General features: G+C 64.3%; 24 protein-coding genes and 1 other RNA gene. 7 read left to right on the top strand and 18 right to left on the bottom strand.

All coding sequences use genetic code 11. The features are described 5' to 3' along the window. Positions 1–57: 57 nt before the first annotated feature. From IVB54_RS10685 to miaA, 7 genes are all read right to left on the bottom strand, one after another. Positions 58–660: a LysE family translocator gene (locus IVB54_RS10685; protein ID WP_018454344.1), complete on the bottom strand. Its 603-nt coding sequence runs from the start codon at positions 658–660 to the stop codon at positions 58–60. A gap of 7 nt (positions 661–667) precedes the next feature. After that, positions 668–1,543 (bottom strand): EamA family transporter, encoded by an 876-nt coding sequence (locus IVB54_RS10680; RefSeq protein ID WP_247777199.1) that lies wholly within the window; start codon positions 1,541–1,543, stop codon positions 668–670. A 69-nt stretch (positions 1,544–1,612) separates the two neighbouring features. After that, positions 1,613–2,302 carry a class I SAM-dependent methyltransferase gene (locus tag IVB54_RS10675; RefSeq protein ID WP_007613338.1) on the bottom strand — a complete coding sequence of 230 codons (690 nt, stop codon included), beginning with the start codon at positions 2,300–2,302 and terminating at the stop codon, positions 1,613–1,615. A gap of 3 nt (positions 2,303–2,305) precedes the next feature. Next, a complete protein-coding gene (gene ilvN, locus IVB54_RS10670) occupies positions 2,306–2,848 on the bottom strand; it encodes an acetolactate synthase small subunit (RefSeq protein WP_007613340.1) in 543 nt (180 codons plus the stop codon). 23 nt (positions 2,849–2,871) lie between these two features. Continuing rightward, positions 2,872–3,855 (bottom strand): threonine dehydratase, encoded by a 984-nt coding sequence (locus IVB54_RS10665; RefSeq protein ID WP_026232715.1) that lies wholly within the window; start codon positions 3,853–3,855, stop codon positions 2,872–2,874. Between the two features lie 5 nt (positions 3,856–3,860). Then, entirely contained in the window at positions 3,861–5,636 is a 1,776-nt protein-coding gene (locus tag IVB54_RS10660; RefSeq protein ID WP_018454341.1) for an acetolactate synthase 3 large subunit, read from the bottom strand. 330 nt (positions 5,637–5,966) lie between these two features. Continuing rightward, positions 5,967–6,923, bottom strand: coding sequence for a tRNA (adenosine(37)-N6)-dimethylallyltransferase MiaA (miaA, locus tag IVB54_RS10655; protein WP_018454340.1), 957 nt, complete (start codon positions 6,921–6,923; stop codon positions 5,967–5,969). Positions 6,924–6,934: 11 nt separating this feature from the next. Here miaA and serB point away from each other — a divergent pair, with 11 nt between their 5' ends. After that, positions 6,935–7,840 carry a phosphoserine phosphatase SerB gene (serB, locus tag IVB54_RS10650; RefSeq protein WP_247777198.1) on the top strand — a complete coding sequence of 302 codons (906 nt, stop codon included), beginning with the start codon at positions 6,935–6,937 and terminating at the stop codon, positions 7,838–7,840. 122 nt (positions 7,841–7,962) lie between these two features. Here the strand turns inward: serB and IVB54_RS10645 are convergent, their stop codons facing one another. The 11 genes from IVB54_RS10645 to IVB54_RS10595 form a co-directional block, all read right to left on the bottom strand. Further along, complete coding sequence (locus IVB54_RS10645; RefSeq protein ID WP_018454338.1) at positions 7,963–9,465, bottom strand: Do family serine endopeptidase; 1,503 nt, start codon at positions 9,463–9,465, stop codon at positions 7,963–7,965. Between the two features lie 144 nt (positions 9,466–9,609). Further along, positions 9,610–9,816, bottom strand: a complete 207-nt coding sequence (locus IVB54_RS10640; protein WP_018454337.1) for a DUF2065 domain-containing protein — start codon at positions 9,814–9,816, stop codon at positions 9,610–9,612. 71 nt (positions 9,817–9,887) lie between these two features. Next, a complete protein-coding gene (locus tag IVB54_RS10635; protein WP_018454336.1) occupies positions 9,888–10,784 on the bottom strand; it encodes a protease modulator HflC in 897 nt (298 codons plus the stop codon). Then, complete coding sequence (hflK, locus tag IVB54_RS10630; RefSeq protein WP_007600977.1) at positions 10,781–11,917, bottom strand: FtsH protease activity modulator HflK; 1,137 nt, start codon at positions 11,915–11,917, stop codon at positions 10,781–10,783. Before hflK ends, IVB54_RS10635 begins: the two co-directional genes overlap by 4 nt. 153 nt (positions 11,918–12,070) lie before the next feature. Continuing rightward, a complete protein-coding gene (locus IVB54_RS10625; protein ID WP_018454335.1) occupies positions 12,071–12,580 on the bottom strand; it encodes a dihydrofolate reductase in 510 nt (169 codons plus the stop codon). Then, complete coding sequence (locus IVB54_RS10620; RefSeq protein WP_018454334.1) at positions 12,580–13,065, bottom strand: GNAT family N-acetyltransferase; 486 nt, start codon at positions 13,063–13,065, stop codon at positions 12,580–12,582. Before IVB54_RS10620 ends, IVB54_RS10625 begins: the two co-directional genes overlap by 1 nt. 5 nt (positions 13,066–13,070) lie before the next feature. Further along, a complete protein-coding gene (locus tag IVB54_RS10615; protein ID WP_007613362.1) occupies positions 13,071–13,865 on the bottom strand; it encodes a thymidylate synthase in 795 nt (264 codons plus the stop codon). A 221-nt stretch (positions 13,866–14,086) separates the two neighbouring features. Then, positions 14,087–15,652 (bottom strand): tripartite tricarboxylate transporter permease, encoded by a 1,566-nt coding sequence (locus IVB54_RS10610; RefSeq protein ID WP_247777197.1) that lies wholly within the window; start codon positions 15,650–15,652, stop codon positions 14,087–14,089. A 7-nt stretch (positions 15,653–15,659) separates the two neighbouring features. Then, positions 15,660–16,421: a tripartite tricarboxylate transporter TctB family protein gene (locus IVB54_RS10605; protein ID WP_018454332.1), complete on the bottom strand. Its 762-nt coding sequence runs from the start codon at positions 16,419–16,421 to the stop codon at positions 15,660–15,662. Positions 16,422–16,516: 95 nt separating this feature from the next. Further along, a complete protein-coding gene (locus IVB54_RS10600) occupies positions 16,517–17,047 on the bottom strand; it encodes a chromate transporter (RefSeq protein ID WP_018454331.1) in 531 nt (176 codons plus the stop codon). Continuing rightward, positions 17,044–17,661, bottom strand: coding sequence for a chromate transporter (locus IVB54_RS10595; RefSeq protein WP_018454330.1), 618 nt, complete (start codon positions 17,659–17,661; stop codon positions 17,044–17,046). The genes IVB54_RS10600 and IVB54_RS10595 overlap by 4 nt, the downstream gene beginning before the upstream one ends. A gap of 84 nt (positions 17,662–17,745) precedes the next feature. On the opposite strand from IVB54_RS10595, the gene ssrA reads away from it, so the two are divergent. The 6 genes from ssrA to IVB54_RS10565 all read left to right on the top strand — a co-directional run bounded on the left by ssrA (position 17,746) and on the right by IVB54_RS10565 (position 21,419). Beyond that, positions 17,746–18,112, top strand: a transfer-messenger RNA (tmRNA) gene (ssrA, locus tag IVB54_RS10590). A 114-nt stretch (positions 18,113–18,226) separates the two neighbouring features. After that, a complete protein-coding gene (locus tag IVB54_RS10585; RefSeq protein ID WP_018454329.1) occupies positions 18,227–18,742 on the top strand; it encodes a ClpXP protease specificity-enhancing factor SspB in 516 nt (171 codons plus the stop codon). 99 nt (positions 18,743–18,841) lie between these two features. After that, entirely contained in the window at positions 18,842–20,287 is a 1,446-nt protein-coding gene (fumC, locus tag IVB54_RS10580) for a class II fumarate hydratase (RefSeq protein WP_244561280.1), read from the top strand. 276 nt (positions 20,288–20,563) lie between these two features. Beyond that, complete coding sequence (locus IVB54_RS10575; protein WP_018454327.1) at positions 20,564–20,752, top strand: DUF4169 family protein; 189 nt, start codon at positions 20,564–20,566, stop codon at positions 20,750–20,752. Further along, entirely contained in the window at positions 20,749–21,003 is a 255-nt protein-coding gene (locus IVB54_RS10570; protein WP_018454326.1) for a ribbon-helix-helix domain-containing protein, read from the top strand. The genes IVB54_RS10575 and IVB54_RS10570 overlap by 4 nt, the downstream gene beginning before the upstream one ends. Positions 21,004–21,143: 140 nt before the next feature. Then, entirely contained in the window at positions 21,144–21,419 is a 276-nt protein-coding gene (locus tag IVB54_RS10565) for a FeoA family protein (protein WP_018454325.1), read from the top strand. Positions 21,420–21,425: the final 6 nt, after the last annotated feature.

Genomic DNA, 21,425 nt, shown 5'->3' with positions numbered 1-21,425 from the left:
TGTCTAGAGCATTTTCGGCCCCCTGGGAAACCCGTTTCTGCATGGAAAGCTGAGGCATCATGCATCCATAACGACGGGGTAGAGAGACGCCAGCAGCAGGATCGCCATCAGGATGTTGAAGGCGCGGACCAGCCGCTCGGAGGTCAGCACCGGCCGTAGTGCAGTGCCGAACAGGACCCAGACCACGGTCGAGACCGCGCCGACGAGTAGGCTGACCAGGGTCTGGATCGCGATATTGATGGGGAATCGGGCAATCGCCGCGTAGGCGGTGATTGTGCCGATCACGATCACCCAGCCCTTGGCGTTGATCCACTGGAACATCGCCGCGCCCCAGAAGGTCATCGGGCCGCGGCCGGTCTCGCCGTCCGGCGTGGTCGGGCCGGACAAAGCAATCACGGCGGCAAGGTAAATCAGATAGACCGCGCCGGCGTATTTCAGGATGGTCTGAAGGATCGGATAGGCCAGAAACACTGTGCCGAGCCCGAGACCCACGGCGGCGATCATGAAAGCAAAGCCGATGACGATACCGGCGATGTGGGGGATGGTGCGCCGAAAGCCGTAGGTCAGGCCCGAGGCCAGCAGCATGATGTTGTTCGGCCCGGGCGTGAAATACATCACGACCATAAAGGCGAGGAAGGCATAGAAGAGCGAATAGGCCATAGTCACCTCACGCGGTCTTCGGCAGGACTTGCGGACGCTTCGCGAGCACCATCACCGCGATACCGCCGATCACGGTGAGCATGCCGGCGAGACGCAGCGGGCCGAACCGCTCGCCGAACACGATGCTGGACGCAGCCGAGCCGACGAACGGCACCAGCAGCGCGAACGGCACCACTTGCGCAGGGGGATAGTCACGTAGCAGCCGGCCCCACAGCCAATAGGCGATGCTGGTGGAGATGCCGCCGATCAACAGCAGGCAAATGAGGCCGGTGAGCGACATGTGGATCAGCGACTGCCAGGTCGGCGTTGGTCCGTTGACGACCAGCGTGAGCGCGAACAGCGGCACCGCGGTGGCGAGGCACAACCAGGCGAACAGATCGAACATCGGCACGCCGCGGGCGCCGCGCAGCAGGACATTGCCGACCGCAAAGCTGACCGGCGCGATCATCAGCACGGCGAAGGCACCGACGCTGAAATCATAGCGGACCGTGCCGCAGATCATCAAAAGGCCGATGGCTGCGATGACGATGCCCAGCGTCTGCACCGGCGTCGGCCGCTCACCGAATGCGATCGCGGCAAAGCCGATCGTGAACAGCGCCTGGCTCTGCACGACGACGCTGGTCAGCCCCACCGGCACGCCATGGGCGATGCCATAGGCCTGGCTCAGAAATTGGCCGAGAAAGAGCGTGAAGCTGATCGCGATCAGGAGCGACCAGGCGACTTTGGGCTTGCGGATGAATAGGCACGGCACCGCGGCAATGGTGAAGCGCATCGCCGTCATCAGCTCCGGCGAAAATTCGTCGAGCGCGATCCGGCTCGCCACGAAGGCAAGCCCCCAGATGACCGCCACCAGGATGGCGATGAGGATGTCGGCCGGCTTCATTGTCGTTCCCGGTTCTGCCCTGTCGTGCAGCCCTGTTTGTTGTTCTGGTCGAGCCTTGCTCGCCGGCCGTTACGTGGAGGAATTGGGTTTCCGCAGCAGATAGGTGCCGTGCATCGGGGCGTGGTAATCGGCCGAGACCAGCGTGAAGCCGACGTCGGTCAGCATCCGCTCCATGACCCAGCCGAAAGTGGAATACTCGTCGCGCATGTGGGTGACGACGCTTTCACGCGGGACATCGTGGTTCTTGATCTCAAAGTCGGCCCATTGGTCAACGTCGCGCTCGACGGCATCGGGCATCGAGGCGTAGACGATGTCGCGCAAATAGAAAGTGGCACCGGGCTTGAGCGCGCGATAGATCCGCGACATGGCTACCGCCTTCCAGAAATCCGGCAGATGGTGCAGCGTGAACTCGCTGACGATCAGGTCATAGGATTCCGGCCGGTAGGCGAAGCTGAGCAGGCCGGCGGACTGCGTGCGCACGGGCGCCTTGCGGTCGCGCGCGTAGATCTCGGCGAGCGCCAGCATCGCGGGCGAGATGTCGATGGCATCGACCTCGGCGCCCATCAGCGCCGCCTCGGTCGCGAGCACGCCGTTGCCGCAACCGATATCGGCAATGCGCCAGCCGCGCTGGACGCCGAGCATTTTCAGCGCGGCGCGCGCCCGTAGATCGGCATCGTCATGACTGTCGTAGATCGAGGCCACTGCAGGCCCGATCCCCATCCGGTTCCGCTCGTTGTAATACCAGTCGCGCGCCAGCATGGCTCACATTCCCTCAGGCCCGCGACCAATCGCGGCAACACCGGTGCGCGACACTTCGACAAGGCCAAGCGGACGCATCAGGTCGATAAACTGATTGATCTTGTCTGTATTGCCTGTGATCTCGAACACGAAGCTCTCGGTGGTGGCATCGATCACGCGGGCGCGGAACGCGTCCGCCAGCCGCAGCGCCTCGACGCGATGCTCGCCCTGCCCGCGTACCTTGACCATCGCCAGCTCGCGCTCGATCGAGCGCTTGGTCAGCGTCATGTCGACGACGCGATAGACCGGGATCATGCGGTCGAGCTGATGCTTTATCTGCTCGATCACCATGGGCGTACCCGTGGTGACGATAGTGATGCGCGAGAGATGCTTCTGGCTCTCGGTCTCCGAGACCGTGAGGCTCTCGATGTTGTAGCCGCGCCCCGAGAACAGGCCGATGACGCGCGCGAGCACGCCGGGCTCGTTCTGCACGAGCACCGAAAGCGTATGCGTCTCGTTCGGGTCGTGGCGCTCCTCGATGAAATAGGCAGATGCGGGCTGGTTCATTGTCGTCCCCTTCATTCTCGTCGTTACGCCGTCGCCTGATGAGCGACCGGCGCATCCGTCCCGACCCAACCGCGGAACAGATCGAAATCGATATTGCCGCCGGACAGCACGAGACCGACGCGCTTGCCCGACAATCCTGTCTTGTCCTGAAGCGCCGCGGCGAGCGCGGCGGCGCCGGCGCCTTCGGCGAGATTGTGCGTGTCGGTCCAGAGCGCATGGATCGCGAGCGCGATTTCATCGTCCGTCACCTGGACGATACGCGAGGCGCCCTTGAGGATGACCGCGAGCGCTTCCGGATCGGGAATCCGCGTCGCCATGCCGTCCGCGAGCGTGTTGCTGGTCTCGGTGGTCACCACCTGACCCGCCGCGAACGACAGCGCGTAGGACGGCGCCTCGGTCGACTGCACGCCCACGATCTCGGTCTTCAGGCCGAGCAGATCGCGCGCCATGATACAGCCGCAGATCCCCGAGCCTTGCCCGATCGGCACATAGAGGATGTCGAGATCGGGCGCGGCCCGGAACAATTCGAGCGCATAGGTCGCCACGCCCAGCACCAGGTCCGTATGGAACGACGGCACCATGTGCAGCCCGGCGAACTGCGCGTGGCGTCCGGCTTCCTCGCGTGCGGCCTGAAAGTCCTCGCCGTGCTCAACGAGTTCGGCGCCGAACGCCTTCATCGCGCGGTTCTTCTCGACCGAATTGCCGCGCGGCACATAGATCACGGCAGTTACGCCATGGCGGCTCGCCGCAAAGGCGAGGCTCTGGCCATGATTGCCGCGCGTCGCCGAGATGATGCCCGGAATGTTCGGCCGTTCGCGCTTCAGCCGATCGAGATAGACCAACCCGCCGCGCACCTTGAAGGCGCCCGTCGGCGTGTGATTCTCGTGCTTGACCACGACCTGCGTGCCGAGCCGCTCGGCGAGCAGCGGCCAGGCGTGCGCCGGCGTTGCCGGCACCGCCTGCCCCACGATCGCATGTGCGCGTTCGAGCTCGTTCAGGTCGAACATCACGCTCACACCAGCGCCTTACCGCCGGCGAACGCCTTCGCGGTGGCTTCGTCGTTGGCCTGCTCCGGCAACAGCATCTCGTTGTGCGCCTTGCCGGAGGGGATCATCGGGAAACAGTTTTCCAGCGACGCGACGCGGCAGTCGAACAGCACCGGGCGCTTGACCGAGATCATCTCCTGGATGGCGCCGTCGAGATCACCGGGCTTGTGCACCTGGAGGCCGACGCCGCCGTAGGCTTCCGCGAGCTTGACGAAGTCCGGCATCGCCTCCGAATAGGAATGCGACAGGCGGTTGCCATGGAGCAGCTGCTGCCACTGCCGCACCATGCCCATGTACTGGTTGTTCAGGATGAAGATCTTGATCGGCAGCTCGTACTGCACAGCCGTCGACATCTCCTGCATCGTCATCTGCACCGAGGCATCACCCGCGATGTCGATGACGAGGCTGTCGGGATGGGCAACCTGCACGCCAACCGCGGCCGGCAGGCCGTAGCCCATGGTGCCGAGACCGCCCGAGGTCATCCAACGATGCGGCTCCTCGAAGCCGTAGAACTGCGCGGCCCACATCTGATGCTGACCGACCTCGGTGGTGATGTAGGTGTCCTTGCCGCGCGTCGCCTCGAACAGGCTCTGGATCGCATGCTGCGGCAGGATGACGTCGTTGCTCTTCCTGAAATAGAGCGAGTTGCGGGCGCGCCACTGCGCGATCTGCTGCCACCAGGCCTTGATGTCGGGCTTCTTCGCCTCCGCCTTGAACACCTGGAGAATGTCGCCGAGGATGTTGCCGCAGTCGCCGATGATCGGCACGTCGACGCGGATGTTCTTGTTGATCGAAGACGGGTCGATGTCGATGTGGATCTTCTTCGACCCCGGCGAGAACGCATCGACGCGGCCGGTGATGCGGTCGTCGAAGCGCGCGCCGACGCACAGCATGACGTCGCAATCATGCATGGTCATGTTGGCTTCATAGGTGCCGTGCATGCCGAGCATGCCGAGCCAGCTCTTGCCCGAGGCGGGATATGCGCCGAGGCCCATCAGGGTGGAGGTGATCGGAAAGCCGGTGACCTCGACCAGCTCGCGCAGCAGCCTGGTCGCCTCGGGACCGGAATTGATCACGCCGCCGCCGCTATAGATCACGGGGCGCTTGGCGCCTGCGAGCAGCGCGACGGCCTTGCGGATTTGCGTCGCATCGCCCTTCACGCGCGGCGCGTAGGAGCGATGCACGTCGGATTTGCGCGGCGGATGATAGGTGCCGGTCGCGAACTGCACGTCCTTGGGCACGTCGACGAGCACCGGGCCCGGCCGACCCGTGGTCGCAACGTAAAACGCCTCGTGCAGCACCTTTGCGAGATCGTTGACGTCGCGCACCAGCCAGTTGTGCTTGGTGCAGGGGCGCGTGATGCCGACGGTGTCGCATTCCTGGAACGCGTCGTTGCCGATCAGGTGCGTCGGCACTTGGCCGGAGATGCAGACCAGCGGGATCGAGTCCATCAGCGCGTCGGTGAGCGGCGTCACCATGTTGGTGGCGCCGGGGCCGGAGGTCACCAGTGCAACGCCCGGCCTGCCGGTCGAACGCGCATAGCCCTCGGCGGCGTGGCCCGCGCCCTGCTCATGCCGAACCAGGATGTGCTGGACCTCGCTTTGCTGGAAGATCTCGTCGTAGATCGGGAGCACCGCGCCGCCGGGGTAGCCGAAAATGTCGGTCACGCCATGATCGATGAGCGCGCGGACGATCATCGCGGCGCCGGTCATCTGGTTCGGATCGTGGCTCTTGTCGCTCATTGGCTTGCTCCGGATGCGCTGTTGTCAGCGGCTTCGTTCGTGTCGGGTTTTCGGAAATAAAAAAGGCCCCGAAGAGGGCCCATGCACACCGCCTGTCATGTGGATGGCAGCTAGCCACCCCCGGCGGTGTGCCTGGGTACGACGGCGATAAGGAGTTTGGTAATAATGTTACGCATGGCAGGTGCCCGGCTTCCCAAAGGTTGCGCGAAACATAGCGGCCAGCGCCCCGATGTCAAGGCAATGCGGCCGTTCCCGCGCGATTTTGGCAGTGTAGCGGTGTTCCCGGGGTTGGGCGAGAGGTAAATTCGGGAGCCGAGGCACAAAAGCGTGTCAGCCTTGGTCCCGCGCCGCGTTCACGATCGCCGCCAGCCAGCCCCGAATCTCCCCCGGCTTCACCCACTCGAATTCGGGCAATTGGTGCCGGAACCAGGTGAACTGCCGCTTGGCGTAGTGGCGGGTGTCGGCGCGGCCGATGGTCGCCGCCTGCTCCAGGCTGAGCTCACCGCGCAGATGCCGGATTAGCGCCGGCACGCCATGAGCCTTCATCGCCGGCAGCAGCGGATCGAGGTTTCGGGCGGCGAGACGCACCGCCTCCTCTAGCGCGCCGGCACCCAACATGGCGTCGAAGCGGGCGTCGATGCGCGCATAGAGCTCGTCGCGCTCGGGCGCGAGGAACACCGCCCGAAAACTGTCCTTGGGCAAGAGCGGCGGCTGGCCCTCATGATGCCAGTCCAGCAGCGAACGGCCGGTGGCTTCGACCACTTCGAGCGCGCGCGCAATGCGCGTGCGATCGCGACGGTTCAAGCGCTCGGCCGCCCGCGGATCGGAGGCTGCGAGTTCGTCGTGCAGCGCTTCGACGCCGTTCCGCTCCAGCCGCGCCCGGACGTCCTCGCGCACCTCGAGAGGGATCGGTGGCACCACGGAAAGGCCCGCCGTGAGCGCCTTGAAATAGAGCCCGGTGCCGCCGATGAAGATCGGCAGGCGCCCTTCGGCTTTCGCCGCTTCGAGCGCCTTGGCCGCGTCGCCCACCCAGGCACCGGCTGAAAAATTCACGGCCGCATCGACATGGCCGTACAGGCGATGAGGCACCTGCGCCTCGTCGCCAAGGGTGGGGCGCGCGGTGATGATGCGGAGGTCACGGTAGACCTGCATGGAATCGGCATTGATCACGACCCCGCCCGCAGCGAGCGCAAGCTCGAGCGCCAGCGCCGACTTGCCGCTGGCGGTCGGGCCTGCGATAAGCACCGCCTTGCCAACATGCCTTCTGCCGACTTGCCCCTCGCTCACGAAAACCTCAAATGTCCCTCGTTGCCACGCTGATCTGCAACCCGAATAATCCCGCGCTCGACTCGACCATCGTCGACGGCGCCCGCGCCGTGCTGCCTCAGGCAGCTCCCGCGCACTGGCTGTTCGACGGGGTTGCAGTCGACATCCCGTTCGGCGCCGACAGTAACCTCGAAGGCGACCGTCACGCCATCGAGCAGCGGCTCCGCGAGCTTCGCGGCGACCTGCCCATCGACATCGTGGTGCAGCCAGTCGGCTTCCGGCGCAAGAAGCTTTTTCTCGCCGACATGGATTCCACCATGATCGGTCAGGAATGCATCGACGAGCTCGCCGATTTCGTCGGGGTGAAGGCCCATGTGGCCGCCATCACCGAGCGCGCGATGCGCGGCGACATCGAGTTCGAGCCGGCGCTGCGCGAGCGCGTCGCGCTGCTCAAGGACCTTCCCGCCAGTGCCGTCGACGAGGTGCTGGCCAAGCGCATTACGCTGACGCCGGGTGGCCGCGAACTGGTCGCGACCATGCGCGCCCATGGCGCCTATGCCTGCCTCGTCTCCGGCGGCTTCACGCTTTTCACCAGCGCGGTCGCCACCAGGATCGGTTTCCAGGAGAACCGCGCCAACGAGCTCGTCGTCCGCGACGGCAAGTTCACTGGCGAGGTGAAGGAGCCGATTTTGGGGCGCGCGGCAAAGCTCGCGACGCTGGTGGATCTGATGGAATCGTTCGATCTCGACGACATCGACTCGCTGGCGGTCGGCGACGGCGCCAATGATCTCGCGATGATCCAGGCGGCGGGGCTGGGCGTGGCGTATCACGCCAAGCCCGCGGTGGCCGCCGCTGCGGCGGCGCGGATCGATCATGGCGATCTCACCGCGCTGCTGTACGCGCAGGGGTATCGGCGCGAGGAGTTCGTGGAGGCGTAGCCTCCTCCTCTCCGCCGTCATGCCCGGGCTTGTCCCGGGCATCCACGTTACGCTCGTCCGCATGGCAAGGCGTGGACGGCCGGGTCAAGCCCGGCCATGACGAGAGGTGAAAGCGAGCGCTCTTACTGCACGCTCAGCGCGACAAAACGCAGCTCGCCGTCGGCGTTCGACACCAGCAGCAGCACCGATTTCTTGCCGTCCTTCTTGAGCTGGTCGACCCGTTTCTGGATGTCGGCGCCGCTGGAGACGGCCTCCTGCGCCACCTCGACAATGACGTCGCCGGCCGAGAGGCGCTTCTCGGCGGCATCCGAATTGGCGTCGACATTGGTGACGACCACGCCCTTGACGCTGTCCTTGATCTTGTAGCGCGCACGCAGGTCCTTGCTCAGCGCGGCGAGATCGAGGCCGAGCGCCTTCTGTGTCACGGTCTTTTCAGGCGGAGGCTCGTCGGTCTTCACCGCGGCCTGCACCTTGTCGGCATCCTGCAACCGGCCGAGCGTGACCTTCTTGGTTTCCTCCTGGCTCTTGCGGATGATGACGACGTCGACCTCCTTGCCGACCGCCGTGTCGGCGACCACGCGAGACAGATCCTTCGGGTCCTTGACGTCCTTGCCGTCGAACTTGACGACGACGTCGCCGGGCTCGATGCCGGCCGGTTTGGCCGGGCCCTTGTCGTCGACACCGGCAACCAGCGCGCCGCGCGGCGGCTTGATGTTGAGGCTCTCGGCGATCTCGTCGGTGACGCTCTGGATGCGCACGCCAAGCCAGCCGCGGCGCAATTCGCCGAACTGGCGGAGCTGGTCGACGACACCCGCCACCGTCTTCGACGGTACGGCGAAGCCGATGCCGATCGAGCCGCCGGACGGCGAGATGATCAGCGTGTTGACGCCGATGACGTCGCCATCGAGGTTGAACAGCGGACCGCCGGAATTTCCGCGGTTGATGGAGGCGTCGGTCTGAATGTAGCTGTCGTAGGGACCTGAGGAGATGTCACGGTTCTTCGCCGAAACGATACCGGCCGTCACGGTGCCGCCGAGGCTGAAAGGATTGCCGATCGCGACGACCCAGTCGCCGAGGCGCAGCTTGTCGGAATCACCGAACTTCACCGACACCAGCGGCTTCGACGGCTTGAACTTGAGCACGGCAAGGTCGGTCTTCTTGTCGACTCCGACCAGTTCGGCCTTGATCTTGGTCCCGTCGTTGAGAATGACGTTAATCTCATCGGCGTCCGCGATGACATGGTTGTTGGTGACGACGACGCCTGACGTGTCGATGATGAAGCCACTTCCGAGCGAGTTGGTCTTGCGCGGCGCCGGGCTGTTCTCGCCGCCCTTGCTGCCGCCGCCGGGACCCTTGCGGTTCTTGAAGAAGTCGTCGAAGAACTCCTCGAAGGGCGAACCGGGCGGCAGTTGCGGCATGGCATTGCTGCCGCCGCCCCCGCCCTTGGCTTCGACGGTCTGCGAGGTCGAGATGTTGACGACCGCGTCAATCACCTTCTCGGCGACGTCGGCGATGCCATCCGGTCCGCGCGCATAGGCCGGTGTGCCGAGTGCGCTGAAAGCGCCAACGGCGAGCGCGGCCAGCCCTAAGCGCAAACGGGTCGGGGCAATGGTGGCAGCGGTCATTGTGATCTCCAGGAAACAAGGATTCGACGTCAAGACTGCGCTCGAACGGGGGGACGGCGCAAGCGCGGACCTTAACGGGCCTCAAGACCCGGATAATAAGGCGAAAACCGGTCCCTCGCCTTCACTTTGGCGTTGGTGCGACGGCTAAATTGGACGTCGCATAACCCAGATCAGGACCAGGCCGGCCACGGCCGAACCAATGCCGACCGCCCGCAGGACGTTATCCGGCGTGGCCATCGCGCTTTTCATGGCCTTGCGCATCCAGGCCGGACTTGCCGCGAACATCAAGCCTTCCAGCACGAACAGGATGCCCAAACCGATGAGGAAGTCGGCGAACGCAATGGACCTCATCGGATTGGAACCTCCCGTTGTGCTGTTCTTGTCTGGACGAAGGGCGGCCAGACTTGCCGCCCTTGTCTCACTTACGGCTTCGCTGGCGTCGTGGTCGCCGTCTTGCCGGACGGGTTACCAAAGAACCGGAAGAAATCCGAGTCCGGGCGCAGCAGGAAGCGGGTGTCGTTCGCGCGCAGCCCGGTCTCATAGGCCGCCATCGAACGGTAGAAGGCGAAGAAATCCGCGTCCTGGCCGTAGGCTTCGGCGAACAGACGGTTGCGCTCGGCATCGCCGACGCCGCGCGTCTGCTCGGCCAGCGACCTTGCATCCGCCTCGATCACAGTCGCCTCGCGGTCGGCCTTGGAGCGGATCTCCTGGGCCTTCTGGCCGCCCTGCGCGCGGAACTCGGCGGCTTCGCGCTCGCGTTCCGTCTTCATGCGCTGATAGACCGCCTGGCTGTTCTGCTCCGGCAGATCGGCGCGGCGGATCCGGACGTCGACGACCTGGATGCCGTAGCCGTCGGCCTCGTGGTCGAGCTGATCGCGGATGCGCTGCATCAGCTTCTCGCGGTCGTCGCGGACCACGTTGATGAAGGTGACCTCGCCGAGCACGCGGCGCAGCGCAGCGTTCAAGAGCGTGGTGAGCTGGATGTTGGCGGCCTGGATCGAGCCGATGCTCTGATAGAAGCGGAGCGCGTCCTTGATGCGGTAACGCGCGAAGGCGTCGACCACGAGCCGCTTCTGGTCGGACGCGATCGCTTCCTGCGACGGGTTCTCCAGATCGAGGATGCGCTTGTCGATGTTGATCACCGAATTCCACGGCGCCTTGAAGTGCAGGCCGGGAGCGGTAACGACATCGACGGGCTTGCCGAACTGCAGCACGATGGTCTGCTCGGTCTGCGCCACCGTGAACAGGGACATGTAGCCCACGATCACGACGAGCAGGAGGCCGAGCAGCGTGACGATACCTGTGACCGGAGATCTCATCGGTTGCCTCCGGTCGTCTGCTGGCCGGTTGCAGGCGGCCGCTTGGCCGTCAACTCGCTGAGCGGCAGATAAGGCACGACGCCCTGGCCCGACTGGCCGCCGTCATAAATGAGCTTTTCCGAACCGCCGAGCACGCGCTCCATCGTCTCCAGATAAATCCGTTCACGCGTCACGTCGGGCGCCTTCTTGTATTCCTCGTAAACCTTCAGGAAGCGCGAGCTCTGGCCCTTGGCCTCGGCGACGGTCTGCTCCCTGTAGCCTTCGGCGGCCTGCATGATCTGCGCCGCACGCCCGCGTGCCTGCGGCACGACCTGGTTGGCATACGTCTGCGCCTCGTTCTGCAGCTGCTCGAGATTGGCGCGCGCCGCCTGGACGTCGCGGAAGGCGTCGATCACCTGCGCCGGCGGGTCGACCTTCTGCATCTGCACCTGGCTGATCTGAATGCCGGCGCCGTAGCTGTCCAGGGTCTTCTGGATTAGTTCCTGCACGCCTTGTTCGGTAACGTTGCGCGCGCCGGTCAGGATCGGCTGGATCTGCGAGCGGCCGATCACCTCGCGCATCGCGCTCTCGGCGACCGCCTTCACGGTGCCTTCGGGATTCTGGATGTTGAAGAGGAAATCGCCGACGCCGTTGGGCTTGATGCGCCAGAGCACGGTGAAGTCGACGTCGACGATGTTCTCGTCGCCGGTCAGCATCAGGCTCTCTTCCGGCACGTCACGAATGGAGCGGCCGCGCCGCGCCGGGTCGTCGATCAGCGTCATGCCGATGGAGATGGTGGAAACGCGCAAGGCCTTTGGCAGCAGCACGGTCTCGATTGGATAGGGCAGATGGTAGTTCAGGCCGGGCTCCACGGTGCGGACATGCTTGCCGAAGCGCAGCACGACGCCGAGCTCTTCGGACTGCACCCGGAAGAAGCCCGACAGCAGCCAGAACGCGACGATGAGCAGCACGATCAGCGTGATGCCGATGCCGGAGAAATAGCCACCCGGCATGATCTGCTGGAGGCGATCCTGGCCGCGCCGCAGAAGATCTTCCAGATCCGGCGGCCTTGGCCCGACCGGTTGCGGGCCGTTGCCCCATGGTCCCTTCGGACCCGAGCCCCATGGGCCACCGCCCTGATTCTTCCACGGCATTCGACGCTCTCCTCGGCAGGGTGAAATTGCCCCCGCCCGCTTTGTCCGGTCCGGCTTTATAGGGGACAGGCAGGTCCCTTACAACGCAGCCCTCGCCGCCCTCCGAGCTAAGCTTGGGGGCAGAAAAGTCAATGTTAACATTGGCAAATGCGGTTAATGGCCTGCCCGCCGACGATATGTCACATAGGAGTAGTCGGCGCTGTCGTGGGGTCCGGCAGGATGACGGATGCGTTCAACCTCATCCCACTCTGCCCTGTCGATGTCGAAATGCGTGTCGCCTTCGGGCCGGGCATGCACTTCGGTGATCTCGAGGCGATCGGCGCGATCGAGCCATTGCCGAAAGATTTCGGCGCCGCCAATCACGGCGATCTCGGCGACCGAACGCCGCAGGGCATCGCCGCGCGCGATGGCGTCTGCGGCGGCAGTCGATGTCGTCACGATGGCGCCGGCGGCGCGATAATCCGCATCGCGCGTGACGACGATGTTGGTGCGGCCGGGAAGCGGCCGGGGCAGGGATTCGAAGGTCCTGCGGCCCATGATCACGGGCTTGCCGATCGTGAGCGCCTTGAAGCGCGCCATGTCGGATTTCATTCGCCACGGCATTGCGTTGCCGGCCCCGATGACGCCGTTCTCCGCGATCGCGACGACGAAGACGATCTCCATCAGGTCGCGCTCCCGGCAAGCCGCGTCAGCGCCGGACCGGTGACGCGGCACAGCGTCCAGTCCTCCAGCATGATGGCACCGAGCGATTTGTAGAACGCGATCGACGGCGCGTTCCAGTCAAGCACCGCCCATTGCAGCCGGGACCAGCCGTTCTCGACGCATTCCCTGGCGAGGTGCACGAGCAGAGCCTTGCCGAGGCCCCTGCCCCGATGCGATGGCCGCACATACAAATCTTCGAGATAGATGCCGTGGCGGCCGCTGAACGTCGAAAAATTCGCAAACCACACCGCGAAGCCGACCGGCTCGCCGTTCCACTCGGCGAGAGCGCAATGGAGTTGCGGTCGTTCGCCGAACAGTGCGTCGGCGATGTCAGCCTCGGTCGCCTCGACCTCGTGCGAAAGTTTTTCGTACTCGGCGAGCTCGCGGATGAAAGCGAGAACCAGCCCGGCCTCACCGGGACGCACACGGCGGATGTTGAGCTGCATCGACTTCAGACCGCGACCGCGGCCTTGATGTGCGGATGCGGATCGTAGCCGACGAGCTCGAAGTCCTCGTAACGGAAGGAGAAGATGTCCTTCACGTCGGGGTTGATCCGCATCACCGGCAGCGCGCGCGGTGCGCGCGTGAGCTGGAGCTTCGCCTGCTCCAGATGGTTGGAATAGAGATGGGTGTCACCGAACGAATGCACGAAGTCGCCGGGCTTCAAGCCCGTGACCTGCGCCACCATCATGGTGAGCAGTGCGTAGGAGGCGATGTTGAAGGGGACGCCGAGGAACACGTCGGCCGAACGCTGATAGAGCTGGCACGACAGCTTGCCGTTGGCGACATAGAACTGGAACAGGCAGTGGCACGGCGGCAACGCCATCTTGTCGACCTCGGCCGGATTCCAGGCCGAGACGATCAGGCGGCGCGAGTCCGGGTTGCGCTTGATCATGTCGATCACATTCGCGATCTGATCGATGCTGCGTCCGTCCGGCGCGGGCCAGGAGCGCCACTGGTGGCCGTAGACGGGGCCAAGATCGCCGTTGGCGTCGGCCCACTCGTCCCAGATGGTGACGCCGTTGTCGCGCAGATATTTGATGTTGGTATCGCCTTTCAGGAACCACAACAGTTCGTGCACGATCGCCTTCAGCGGCAGGCGCTTTGTCGTCAGCATCGGAAAACCGGCGGACAGGTTGAAGCGCATCTGATGGCCGAACACCGACAGCGTGCCGGTGCCGGTCCGGTCGGTCTTTTCGGCGCCGTCTGAAAGAATCCGCTCGAGCAGGTCCTGATACTGGTGCATGTGCGTGAGCCTTTGGGGAGGCGGCGAACTTAGCGGCCGCCCCCGCGCTGCGACAGCGGCGATTCGCCATCCATGCGCATTATACCCGGAAAAGTGAGCGCTCCCGGTGCAAACGACAAGGGGCGGAACTCAGCGTCCCGCCCCTTGTCTATCAGATTGATCCTGCTGGCCAACTTGCCGGCTTGGGTTCGGGTCACGGCGCGCCGACGCTGGCGGCGCCCCTAGTTTTCGGATTCGGTGAACACCTCGTCGCGCTTGGCACGCAACGCCGGCAGCACCGTGAGCACCAGGAGGAAAGCGGCGATGCCGAGCAGCACGGCCGACAGCGGACGCGTCAGGAACACGCTCCAGTCGCCGCGCGAGATCAGCAGCGCGCGGCGCAGGTTCTCTTCCATCAGCGGTCCGAGCACCATGCCGAGCAGCAGCGGCGCCGGCTCGAAATCGTGCTTGATCAGCCAGTAGCCGACCAGACCGAACACGCCTGCCAGGATGACGTCGACCGGCGCGTTGTTCACCGAGTAGATGCCGATCGCGCAGAAGATCACGATCGAGGGGAACATCAGCCGGTAAGGGACGCGCAACAGCCGCACCCAGATTCCGACCAGCGGCAGGTTGATGATGATCAGCATCAGATTGCCAATCCACATCGAGGCGATCATGCCCCAAACCAGCTCCGGCTGCTTCTGCATCACCTGCGGACCGGGCACGATGCCGTGGATGGTCATCGCGCCCACCATCAGCGCCATCACGGCATTGGGCGGGATGCCGAGTGTCAGCAGCGGGATGAAGGAGGTCTGCGCCGCGGCATTGTTGGCGCTTTCCGGCGCCGCCACGCCTTCGATCGCACCGCGGCCGAACCGCGACGGGTTCTTGGCGATCTTCTTCTCGAGCGTGTAGGACGCAAAGGACGCGATGACCGCGCCGCCGCCCGGCAGGATACCGAGGATCGATCCGAGCACGGTGCCGCGCAGGATCGCAGGCGCCGAGTCGATCAGGTCTTTCCTGGTCGGCATCAGGCCGGTGATCTTCTGCTGCACGAGGTCGCGGTTCATCTCGGCGCCGGCGTCGAGGTTGCGGATGATCTCGGCGAAGCCGAACACGCCCATCGCCACCGTCGCAAAGCCGAGACCGTCGGCAAGCTCCGGAATGTTGAACGCAATGCGCGAGGCGCCGGTCTCGATGTCGGAGCCGACCATCGACAGCATCAGGCCGAACACGATCATCGCGATCGCTTTCAGGACCGAGCCCTTGGCCAGCACCACCGCAAAGATCAGGCCGAGCACCATCAGCGAGAAATATTCCGCCGGGCCGAACGCCAGAGCGAGCTTGGTCAGCGGCGCACCGAGCACGGCGATGAGCACGGTCGCAACGCATCCGGCGAAGAACGAGCCGATCGCCGCGATCGCCAGCGCCGGGCCGGCACGGCCTTGCTTCGCCATCTGGTGACCGTCGATGGCGGTAACGACCGACGTCGCCTCACCGGGAATATTGACCAGGATCGAGGTGGTGGAGCCGCCGTACTGGGCACCATAATAGATGCCGGCGAGCATGATCAGCGCGCCGACCGGCGGCAATCCGAACGTGATCGGCAGGAGCATCGCCACGGTTGCGACGGTGCCGATACCGGGCAGCACGCCGACCAGTGTGCCAACCAATGCGCCAATCAGGCACATGAGAATATTGATCGAGATCGGGAGCGACAGACCGTAGAGCCACCAGGGTGACCACCAGGAGATCTGAAACACCACACCGAAACCAAGGCCCAGATTGTGGAAGAGATCGAACATCACACCCTCACTGAACCAGGAAGCGCGGGAACATCGGCATCGGCAGGCCTAGCACGTAGGGGAAGAGCAGCGCGCAGCCGAGCGTCAGGCAGGCGCCGACAATGAGCGCTTCGACCCAGCGTGTCTCATGCGTACCCATCGCCGCGATCATGAAGCTTGCGAACGCCGTTACCACCACCCCAAGCGGACGAATCGCCAGCGCGAAGAAGACGATCGAGAACATCACGAAGAGCGGCCCACGCCAGGCATAGTGCGCCATGCTGGGCCCGTCGGTCAGCAGCCCCGTCAACGCGATGCCGGCGCCAAGTGCGACGAGGAGCCCGCCAAACATCCGCGGCGCCGTGCCGGCGCCAAAGGAGAAGCCCCGCATCCCCTGCAAATCGCTAGAGGCCCACAGTGCGAACAAGGCGAGCGCCATCAGCACGATTCCGCCGACATAGTCCTGCGCGGACCTGATCGTCATGAAGAACGTGAGAATCGCCACCGCAAAGATCGGATAGGAATAGATCAGCGCCAGCAGCACATCGGATGACGCCTTCTTGGTGTCACCGCCGACCGCCCCGAGCAACGCGCCGGGCGCCCCCGCGAGCAGCGCAGTCGCGTGGCTGATGACGACGGCGGCCGGCCCGCGTCCAGCGCCCCAGCCAAAGATCGTCCCGAACGACCAGATGAATTCGAAAATCTGCGGCGCTATGGCCAGCAGACAAAAGCTGATCACCACCGAGGTGTTTCGGTTGGCTGTCGCCGAGTGGCCCATCGTATCGGCCATGCATGTCTCCTCCGCGACCCGTAAGCCACGAGCACTGTTGTTCTAATCGGCTGGAAATCGATGCCCCCGCCCGGATCCCTGCCTAGCCATTTTCATTACACAATGCCAGCAAAACCCAACAAGCCCCCGACGAGCAAAATCCATAGTGGATTGATGCGCGAGACGGATGCGACCACTGCAACCGTCGCGGTCAGAAGCAGCGCAGCAAGCGTACGATCGGTCGACTCGGCGAGGATCAGGGCGCTCGCCGCCATCAGGCCGATCGAGAGCGGAACCAGTGCAGCCTGGATCAGCCCGGGCCAGCGCGATTGGTTCGGCCGGTTGAGGAGCCGGCTGACATAATAGGCAAGCAACGCGGTGGGCAGGCACATGGCCAAAGTCGCCGCCAGGGCGCCGGGGATGCCGGCGACAGCATAGCCGATCAACGTGACGATAAGCACATTCGGACCTGGTGAGAGCTGCGCGATCGCATAGGCATCGGCGAACTGCTTGTCGGTCATCCAGTGATGCACATCGACCGCGATGCGGTGCATCTCGGGCACCGCCGCCGCGGCACCGCCGACCGCGAACAGCGACATCAGACCGAAGGTCGAGATCAGCCCCCAGATCGGGTTCTCCGCGTTCATGCTGCTACCTTCCGCCGCATCAGGAAAGTGGCGCCGACGCTGACGGGGATCGCGACCAAAAGCACGGCCTGGAGCGGCAGGCGAAGGACGCCGATGGCGAGGAACACGCCCAGCATCAGGATGAGCGCCAAGGCGTCCAGCCGCTTGAGCAGCGGCGTCATCATCCGGAAGACCACCGCGATCAAGAGGCCGACGGCCGCACAGGAAATGCCCGCGAGGATGCGGCGCAGCACGTCCACATCGCCGAACCGGGCGTAGATGATCGCGAGCACCGTCATGATCAGCGTGGGCGGCAGCAACAGCCCTGCAAAGGCGGCAATGCCGCCGGCGATCCCGCGCAGCCGCGCGCCGAACACCATCGAGAGATTGACGATGTTGGGCCCGGGCAGGAAATGGCAGAGCGCAAAAGTCTCGTTGAACTCGTCCGCCGTCATCCAGCGGTGCTGCTCGACGATGGCCTGCCGGGCGAATACCAAAACCCCTCCGAAGCCCGCCAGCGACATCCTGGCGAAGGCGAGGAACAGCGCGAGCAAGCCCGGCGGAACGGCGCTGGTGGCTGGACCGTCCGGCTCTTGAACTGGTTGTTGCGCGACCGGTGCGGAATCCTCGGACATGTCAGGAGCTTAGAACGCCGGCCGGCAGGCGGCCAAGCCTGCCGGGAACCTATCCAGAGGGAACCTCGGAATGATCCCTCGAAACACCTGTTATTTGAAACGTTTGCCCCCTATATTGGGAGTGCCGGTTCGCCGGCTATGGAAATAAACGGTCGTCGCAATAAACCATTCGGACCCGGGGGCGGTACCCGGCGCCTCCACCAAAGCCCACCAGCGGGCTGGCCCTGAAAGCGGGCTTTGGCGGGGGCGAAATAGGATCGACGAGGGCGTAAAGGGCGTTCTTTTTCCCGGTATTGTTCCGCCGTTATCGGGCTATGCAATAGTTGCCAACGACAACTTTGCTCCGGTTGCTCAGGCTGCGTAACGCAGTTTGAAAGACCATTCTGAAGTCCTAACGGGTTAAGCTCCGTTAGGCGGGGTTCGGAGGCACCTGGCAACAGAAGCCTCCACTTACCTCTTATTTCCTACCCCGCGGGGACTCCTGCTGACCCGTCAGGCGCGGTACTATTGCGACTTGGCGAGTCGGGCCGGCAGGGCCCAGCTCCTGGAATGCAACAGGACCACCATGGCGACCGATCATATCCGATACGATGTGCTGGCCCGCGACGCGCTGCGCGGCGTGTTGCGCAAGGTGCTGACCGACGCCGCGTCCCAGGGACTACCCGGCGAGCATCATTTCTTCATCACCTTCGTGTCGAAGGCGGAGGGCGTGAAGCTGTCGTCGCGGCTGCTGGCCCAATATCCAGAAGAGATGACGATCATCCTGCAGCACCAGTTCTGGGATTTGACCGTGCTCGAGGACCGCTTCGAGGTCGGCCTGTCTTTCGGCGGCATTCCGGAGCGGCTGATCGTGCCGTTCAGCGCCATCAAGAGCTTCCTTGATCCGTCCGTGAAATTCGGCCTCCAGTTCGACACCTCCGATGTCGCCGACGTCTCGGCCGAGACCTTGCCGGCCGCTCCCGCCCCGTCCGCGGTCGCGGTGGCCCCTGCCACTGACCCTGCGGAAGGCACTGAGGAGCCGGCGGCTCCGAACCAGGGCGGCGCCGAAGTCGTGCGATTGGATCGTTTCCGCAAGAAATGATCTAGATCGGGTCGGCGCCCGTCGCAGGCGGCCAAACTCCCTATATAGAGGCACATGATGAGGCCGCGCGGCATTTCGCGCGGCGGAATGGATGTGCTCATGGCCAAAACTTCCCTCTCGAAGACTTCCCCCTCGAAGACCGACGGCTCCTCGCGCCCGGCGACCCGCACCGAGACCGACAGCTTCGGCCCGATCGAGGTCCTCGCCGATCGTTATTGGGGCGCGCAGACCGAACGCTCGCGCCAGAATTTTCGCATCGGCATCGATCGCATGCCGATCTCGCTCGTGCATGCGCTCGGCATCGTCAAGCTCGCCGCAGCGCAGTCCAACCAGGAGCTCGGTTTGCTCGACCAGCGCCGCGCCAACGCCATCATCCGCGCTGCGCGCGAGGTGATCGAGGGCAAGCTGGACGATCATTTTCCGCTGGTGGTGTGGCAGACCGGCTCGGGCACCCAGAGCAACATGAATCTCAACGAGGTCATCGCCAACCGCGCCAATGAGATCCTGGGCGGCGAGCTTGGCGCCAAGAAGCCGGTGCATCCCAACGATCACGTCAACATGAGCCAGTCGTCGAACGACTCGTTCCCGACCGCGATGCATATCGCGGCGGCAAGCCGCATTACCGCCGATCTGGTCCCTGCCCTTGGCGAATTGCTGCGTGCACTGCGCAAGAAGGAGAAGGAGTTCGCAAAGATCGTCAAGATCGGCCGCACCCACACCCAGGACGCGACGCCGTTGACGCTCGGCCAGGAATTTTCCGGCTATGCCGCACAGGTCGAAAGCGGCATCGCCCGGCTCAAGGTCGCGGTGAAGGAGCTCTATCCGCTGGCGCAGGGCGGCACCGCCGTCGGCACCGGCCTCAATTCGAAGCCGCGCTTTGCAAAACTGTTCGCAAAGCACGTTGCCGGGATTACCAAGCTGCCGTTCACCAGCGCGGCCAACAAATTTGAGGCGCTGGCTTCGAACGACGCCTATGTATCGGCGCACGGCGCCATCAATTCGGTCGCGACAGGCCTGTTCAAGATCGCCAACGACATCCGCCTGCTCGGATCGGGTCCGCGTTCGGGCCTCGGCGAACTCATGCTGCCGGAGAACGAGCCGGGCTCCTCGATCATGCCGGGCAAGGTCAATCCGACGCAGTGCGAGGCGATGACGATGGTGTGCTGCCAGGTGTTCGGCAATCACACCGCGATCACGGTCGCCGGCAGCCAGGGCCATTTCGAGCTCAACGTCTATAAGCCCGTACTGGCCTACAACATGCTGCACTCGATCCGGCTGATGGCGGACGCCGCGCGCTCCTTCACCGAGCATTGCGTCAGCGGCATCCGCGCCGACGAGAAGCGCATCAAGGAACTGATGCAGCGCTCGCTGATGCTGGTGACGGCGCTCGCTCCCAAGATCGGCTACGACAACGCGGCCAAGGTGGCCAAGACGGCGCATGCCAACGGCACCACCCTGAAGGAAGAGGCGCTGCGGCTTGGCTTCGTCTCAAGCGAGGAATTCGACCGCCTGGTGCGCCCCGAGAAGATGACCAGCCCGGGATAAATTCCGAATTCCGATAGCCATCCGTAATGATACGGAGCCCCTAGCTCCATTAAATGTAGGGCTTAAAGGACGGGATTTGATTACCGTCAATGTCGCGGCGGGATTGCGTGTTACGTAGCCCCTCCGCCCCCACGGGGCGGAATTCATCGTTTGATGGCCCAAGGGTCGATTGACGAGGACAAGCGAATGGCGATCAAGTCTCATCGGGCGCAATTCGGCGCACAGTTTCTGAATGTTTCATCCTGCCCACGGAGGATCGGATGATGGAGACGCGACATGGCGAACGTCATCAACCTGAATCGTTTCCGGAAGCGCGCCGAGCGGGAAGCCACGGCGAAGCAGGCGGACGCCAACCGAACGAAGTTCGGCCGCACGAAGGCGGAGCGGTCGGCGGAGGAGACGCGCGCGGATCAGGCGAAGACGCACCTGGACCAGCACCGGATCGATTGCGAGGAGCAGCCATGAAGTCGCCCGTCGTGAAACGGTCGATCGTCGTCGCCGGCCACAAGACCAGTGTCAGCCTGGAAGAGGCGTTCTGGAACGGCATGAAGGAGATCTCGGGCCTGCGCAACATGACGCTGTCCGAGCTGGTCGGCGAGATCGACAGCAACCGCCAGCAGGGCAATCTGTCCTCGGCGATCCGCCTGTTCGTGCTCGACTACTTCAAGAGCCGCGCCATGGCCGCCATCCAGGCGGAAAAGGTCCCGGCCCAGTAGCCGTCTTTGCGCCGATCCTTGATGCCGATCCTGGCGCCGATCGCTTCTGTCACGAAGCTGGTACTTTAAAATCACTCTAAGGTGCAGTTTCAGCGACCGAGCGCGCTTGACCTCGATGCCCTGCGTTGAAAATACAGGGCATGACCGACATCCATGATACGCGTCCGCAGATGCCGCTGGGCCTGGCCCAGCGCGGCTATACCGGCGTCATCCAGCACCTTTCCCCCAAGGACGCAGGCTCGGCACTCTCGGACATCGAACTCGAGAGTCGGCTGATCGAGCTCGGCTTCGTCGAGGGCGCGCGGGTCGAGATCCTGCACGAGGGGTTGGTCGGCCGCGACCCGATCGCCGTGCGGGTCGACAGCATCACCATCGCGGTCCGCCGTCGCGAAGCCATGGCCATTATCGTCGCCTGAAGCGAC

The organism is Bradyrhizobium sp. CW1 (genome assembly GCF_023100665.1).
GTDB lineage: Bacteria > Pseudomonadota > Alphaproteobacteria > Rhizobiales > Xanthobacteraceae > Bradyrhizobium > Bradyrhizobium canariense_D.
This window is presented reverse-complemented; position numbering and strand designations above follow the sequence as displayed.

Bases quoted from the DNA above. Each gene is read 5' to 3' on its own strand.
- IVB54_RS10595 (WP_018454330.1), bottom strand. From the start codon at position 17,661: ATGTCCGAGGATTCCGCACCGGTCGCGCAACAACCAGTTCAAGAGCCG.
- serB (WP_247777198.1), top strand. From the start codon at position 6,935: ATGTCCCTCGTTGCCACGCTGATCTGCAACCCGAATAATCCCGCGCTC.
- IVB54_RS10610 (WP_247777197.1), bottom strand. From the start codon at position 15,652: ATGTTCGATCTCTTCCACAATCTGGGCCTTGGTTTCGGTGTGGTGTTT.
- IVB54_RS10675 (WP_007613338.1), bottom strand. From the start codon at position 2,302: ATGCTGGCGCGCGACTGGTATTACAACGAGCGGAACCGGATGGGGATC.
- IVB54_RS10620 (WP_018454334.1), bottom strand. From the start codon at position 13,065: ATGCAGCTCAACATCCGCCGTGTGCGTCCCGGTGAGGCCGGGCTGGTT.
- ilvN (WP_007613340.1), bottom strand. From the start codon at position 2,848: ATGAACCAGCCCGCATCTGCCTATTTCATCGAGGAGCGCCACGACCCG.
- IVB54_RS10575 (WP_018454327.1), top strand. From the start codon at position 20,564: ATGGCGAACGTCATCAACCTGAATCGTTTCCGGAAGCGCGCCGAGCGG.
- IVB54_RS10645 (WP_018454338.1), bottom strand. From the start codon at position 9,465: ATGACCGCTGCCACCATTGCCCCGACCCGTTTGCGCTTAGGGCTGGCC.
- IVB54_RS10600 (WP_018454331.1), bottom strand. From the start codon at position 17,047: ATGAACGCGGAGAACCCGATCTGGGGGCTGATCTCGACCTTCGGTCTG.
- IVB54_RS10625 (WP_018454335.1), bottom strand. From the start codon at position 12,580: ATGGAGATCGTCTTCGTCGTCGCGATCGCGGAGAACGGCGTCATCGGG.
- IVB54_RS10615 (WP_007613362.1), bottom strand. From the start codon at position 13,865: ATGCACCAGTATCAGGACCTGCTCGAGCGGATTCTTTCAGACGGCGCC.
- IVB54_RS10685 (WP_018454344.1), bottom strand. From the start codon at position 660: ATGGCCTATTCGCTCTTCTATGCCTTCCTCGCCTTTATGGTCGTGATG.
- IVB54_RS10680 (WP_247777199.1), bottom strand. From the start codon at position 1,543: ATGAAGCCGGCCGACATCCTCATCGCCATCCTGGTGGCGGTCATCTGG.
- IVB54_RS10605 (WP_018454332.1), bottom strand. From the start codon at position 16,421: ATGGCCGATACGATGGGCCACTCGGCGACAGCCAACCGAAACACCTCG.
- IVB54_RS10665 (WP_026232715.1), bottom strand. From the start codon at position 3,855: ATGTTCGACCTGAACGAGCTCGAACGCGCACATGCGATCGTGGGGCAG.
- fumC (WP_244561280.1), top strand. From the start codon at position 18,842: ATGGCCAAAACTTCCCTCTCGAAGACTTCCCCCTCGAAGACCGACGGC.
- IVB54_RS10635 (WP_018454336.1), bottom strand. From the start codon at position 10,784: ATGAGATCTCCGGTCACAGGTATCGTCACGCTGCTCGGCCTCCTGCTC.
- IVB54_RS10660 (WP_018454341.1), bottom strand. From the start codon at position 5,636: ATGAGCGACAAGAGCCACGATCCGAACCAGATGACCGGCGCCGCGATG.
- IVB54_RS10640 (WP_018454337.1), bottom strand. From the start codon at position 9,816: ATGAGGTCCATTGCGTTCGCCGACTTCCTCATCGGTTTGGGCATCCTG.
- IVB54_RS10570 (WP_018454326.1), top strand. From the start codon at position 20,749: ATGAAGTCGCCCGTCGTGAAACGGTCGATCGTCGTCGCCGGCCACAAG.
- IVB54_RS10585 (WP_018454329.1), top strand. From the start codon at position 18,227: ATGGCGACCGATCATATCCGATACGATGTGCTGGCCCGCGACGCGCTG.
- hflK (WP_007600977.1), bottom strand. From the start codon at position 11,917: ATGCCGTGGAAGAATCAGGGCGGTGGCCCATGGGGCTCGGGTCCGAAG.
- IVB54_RS10565 (WP_018454325.1), top strand. From the start codon at position 21,144: ATGACCGACATCCATGATACGCGTCCGCAGATGCCGCTGGGCCTGGCC.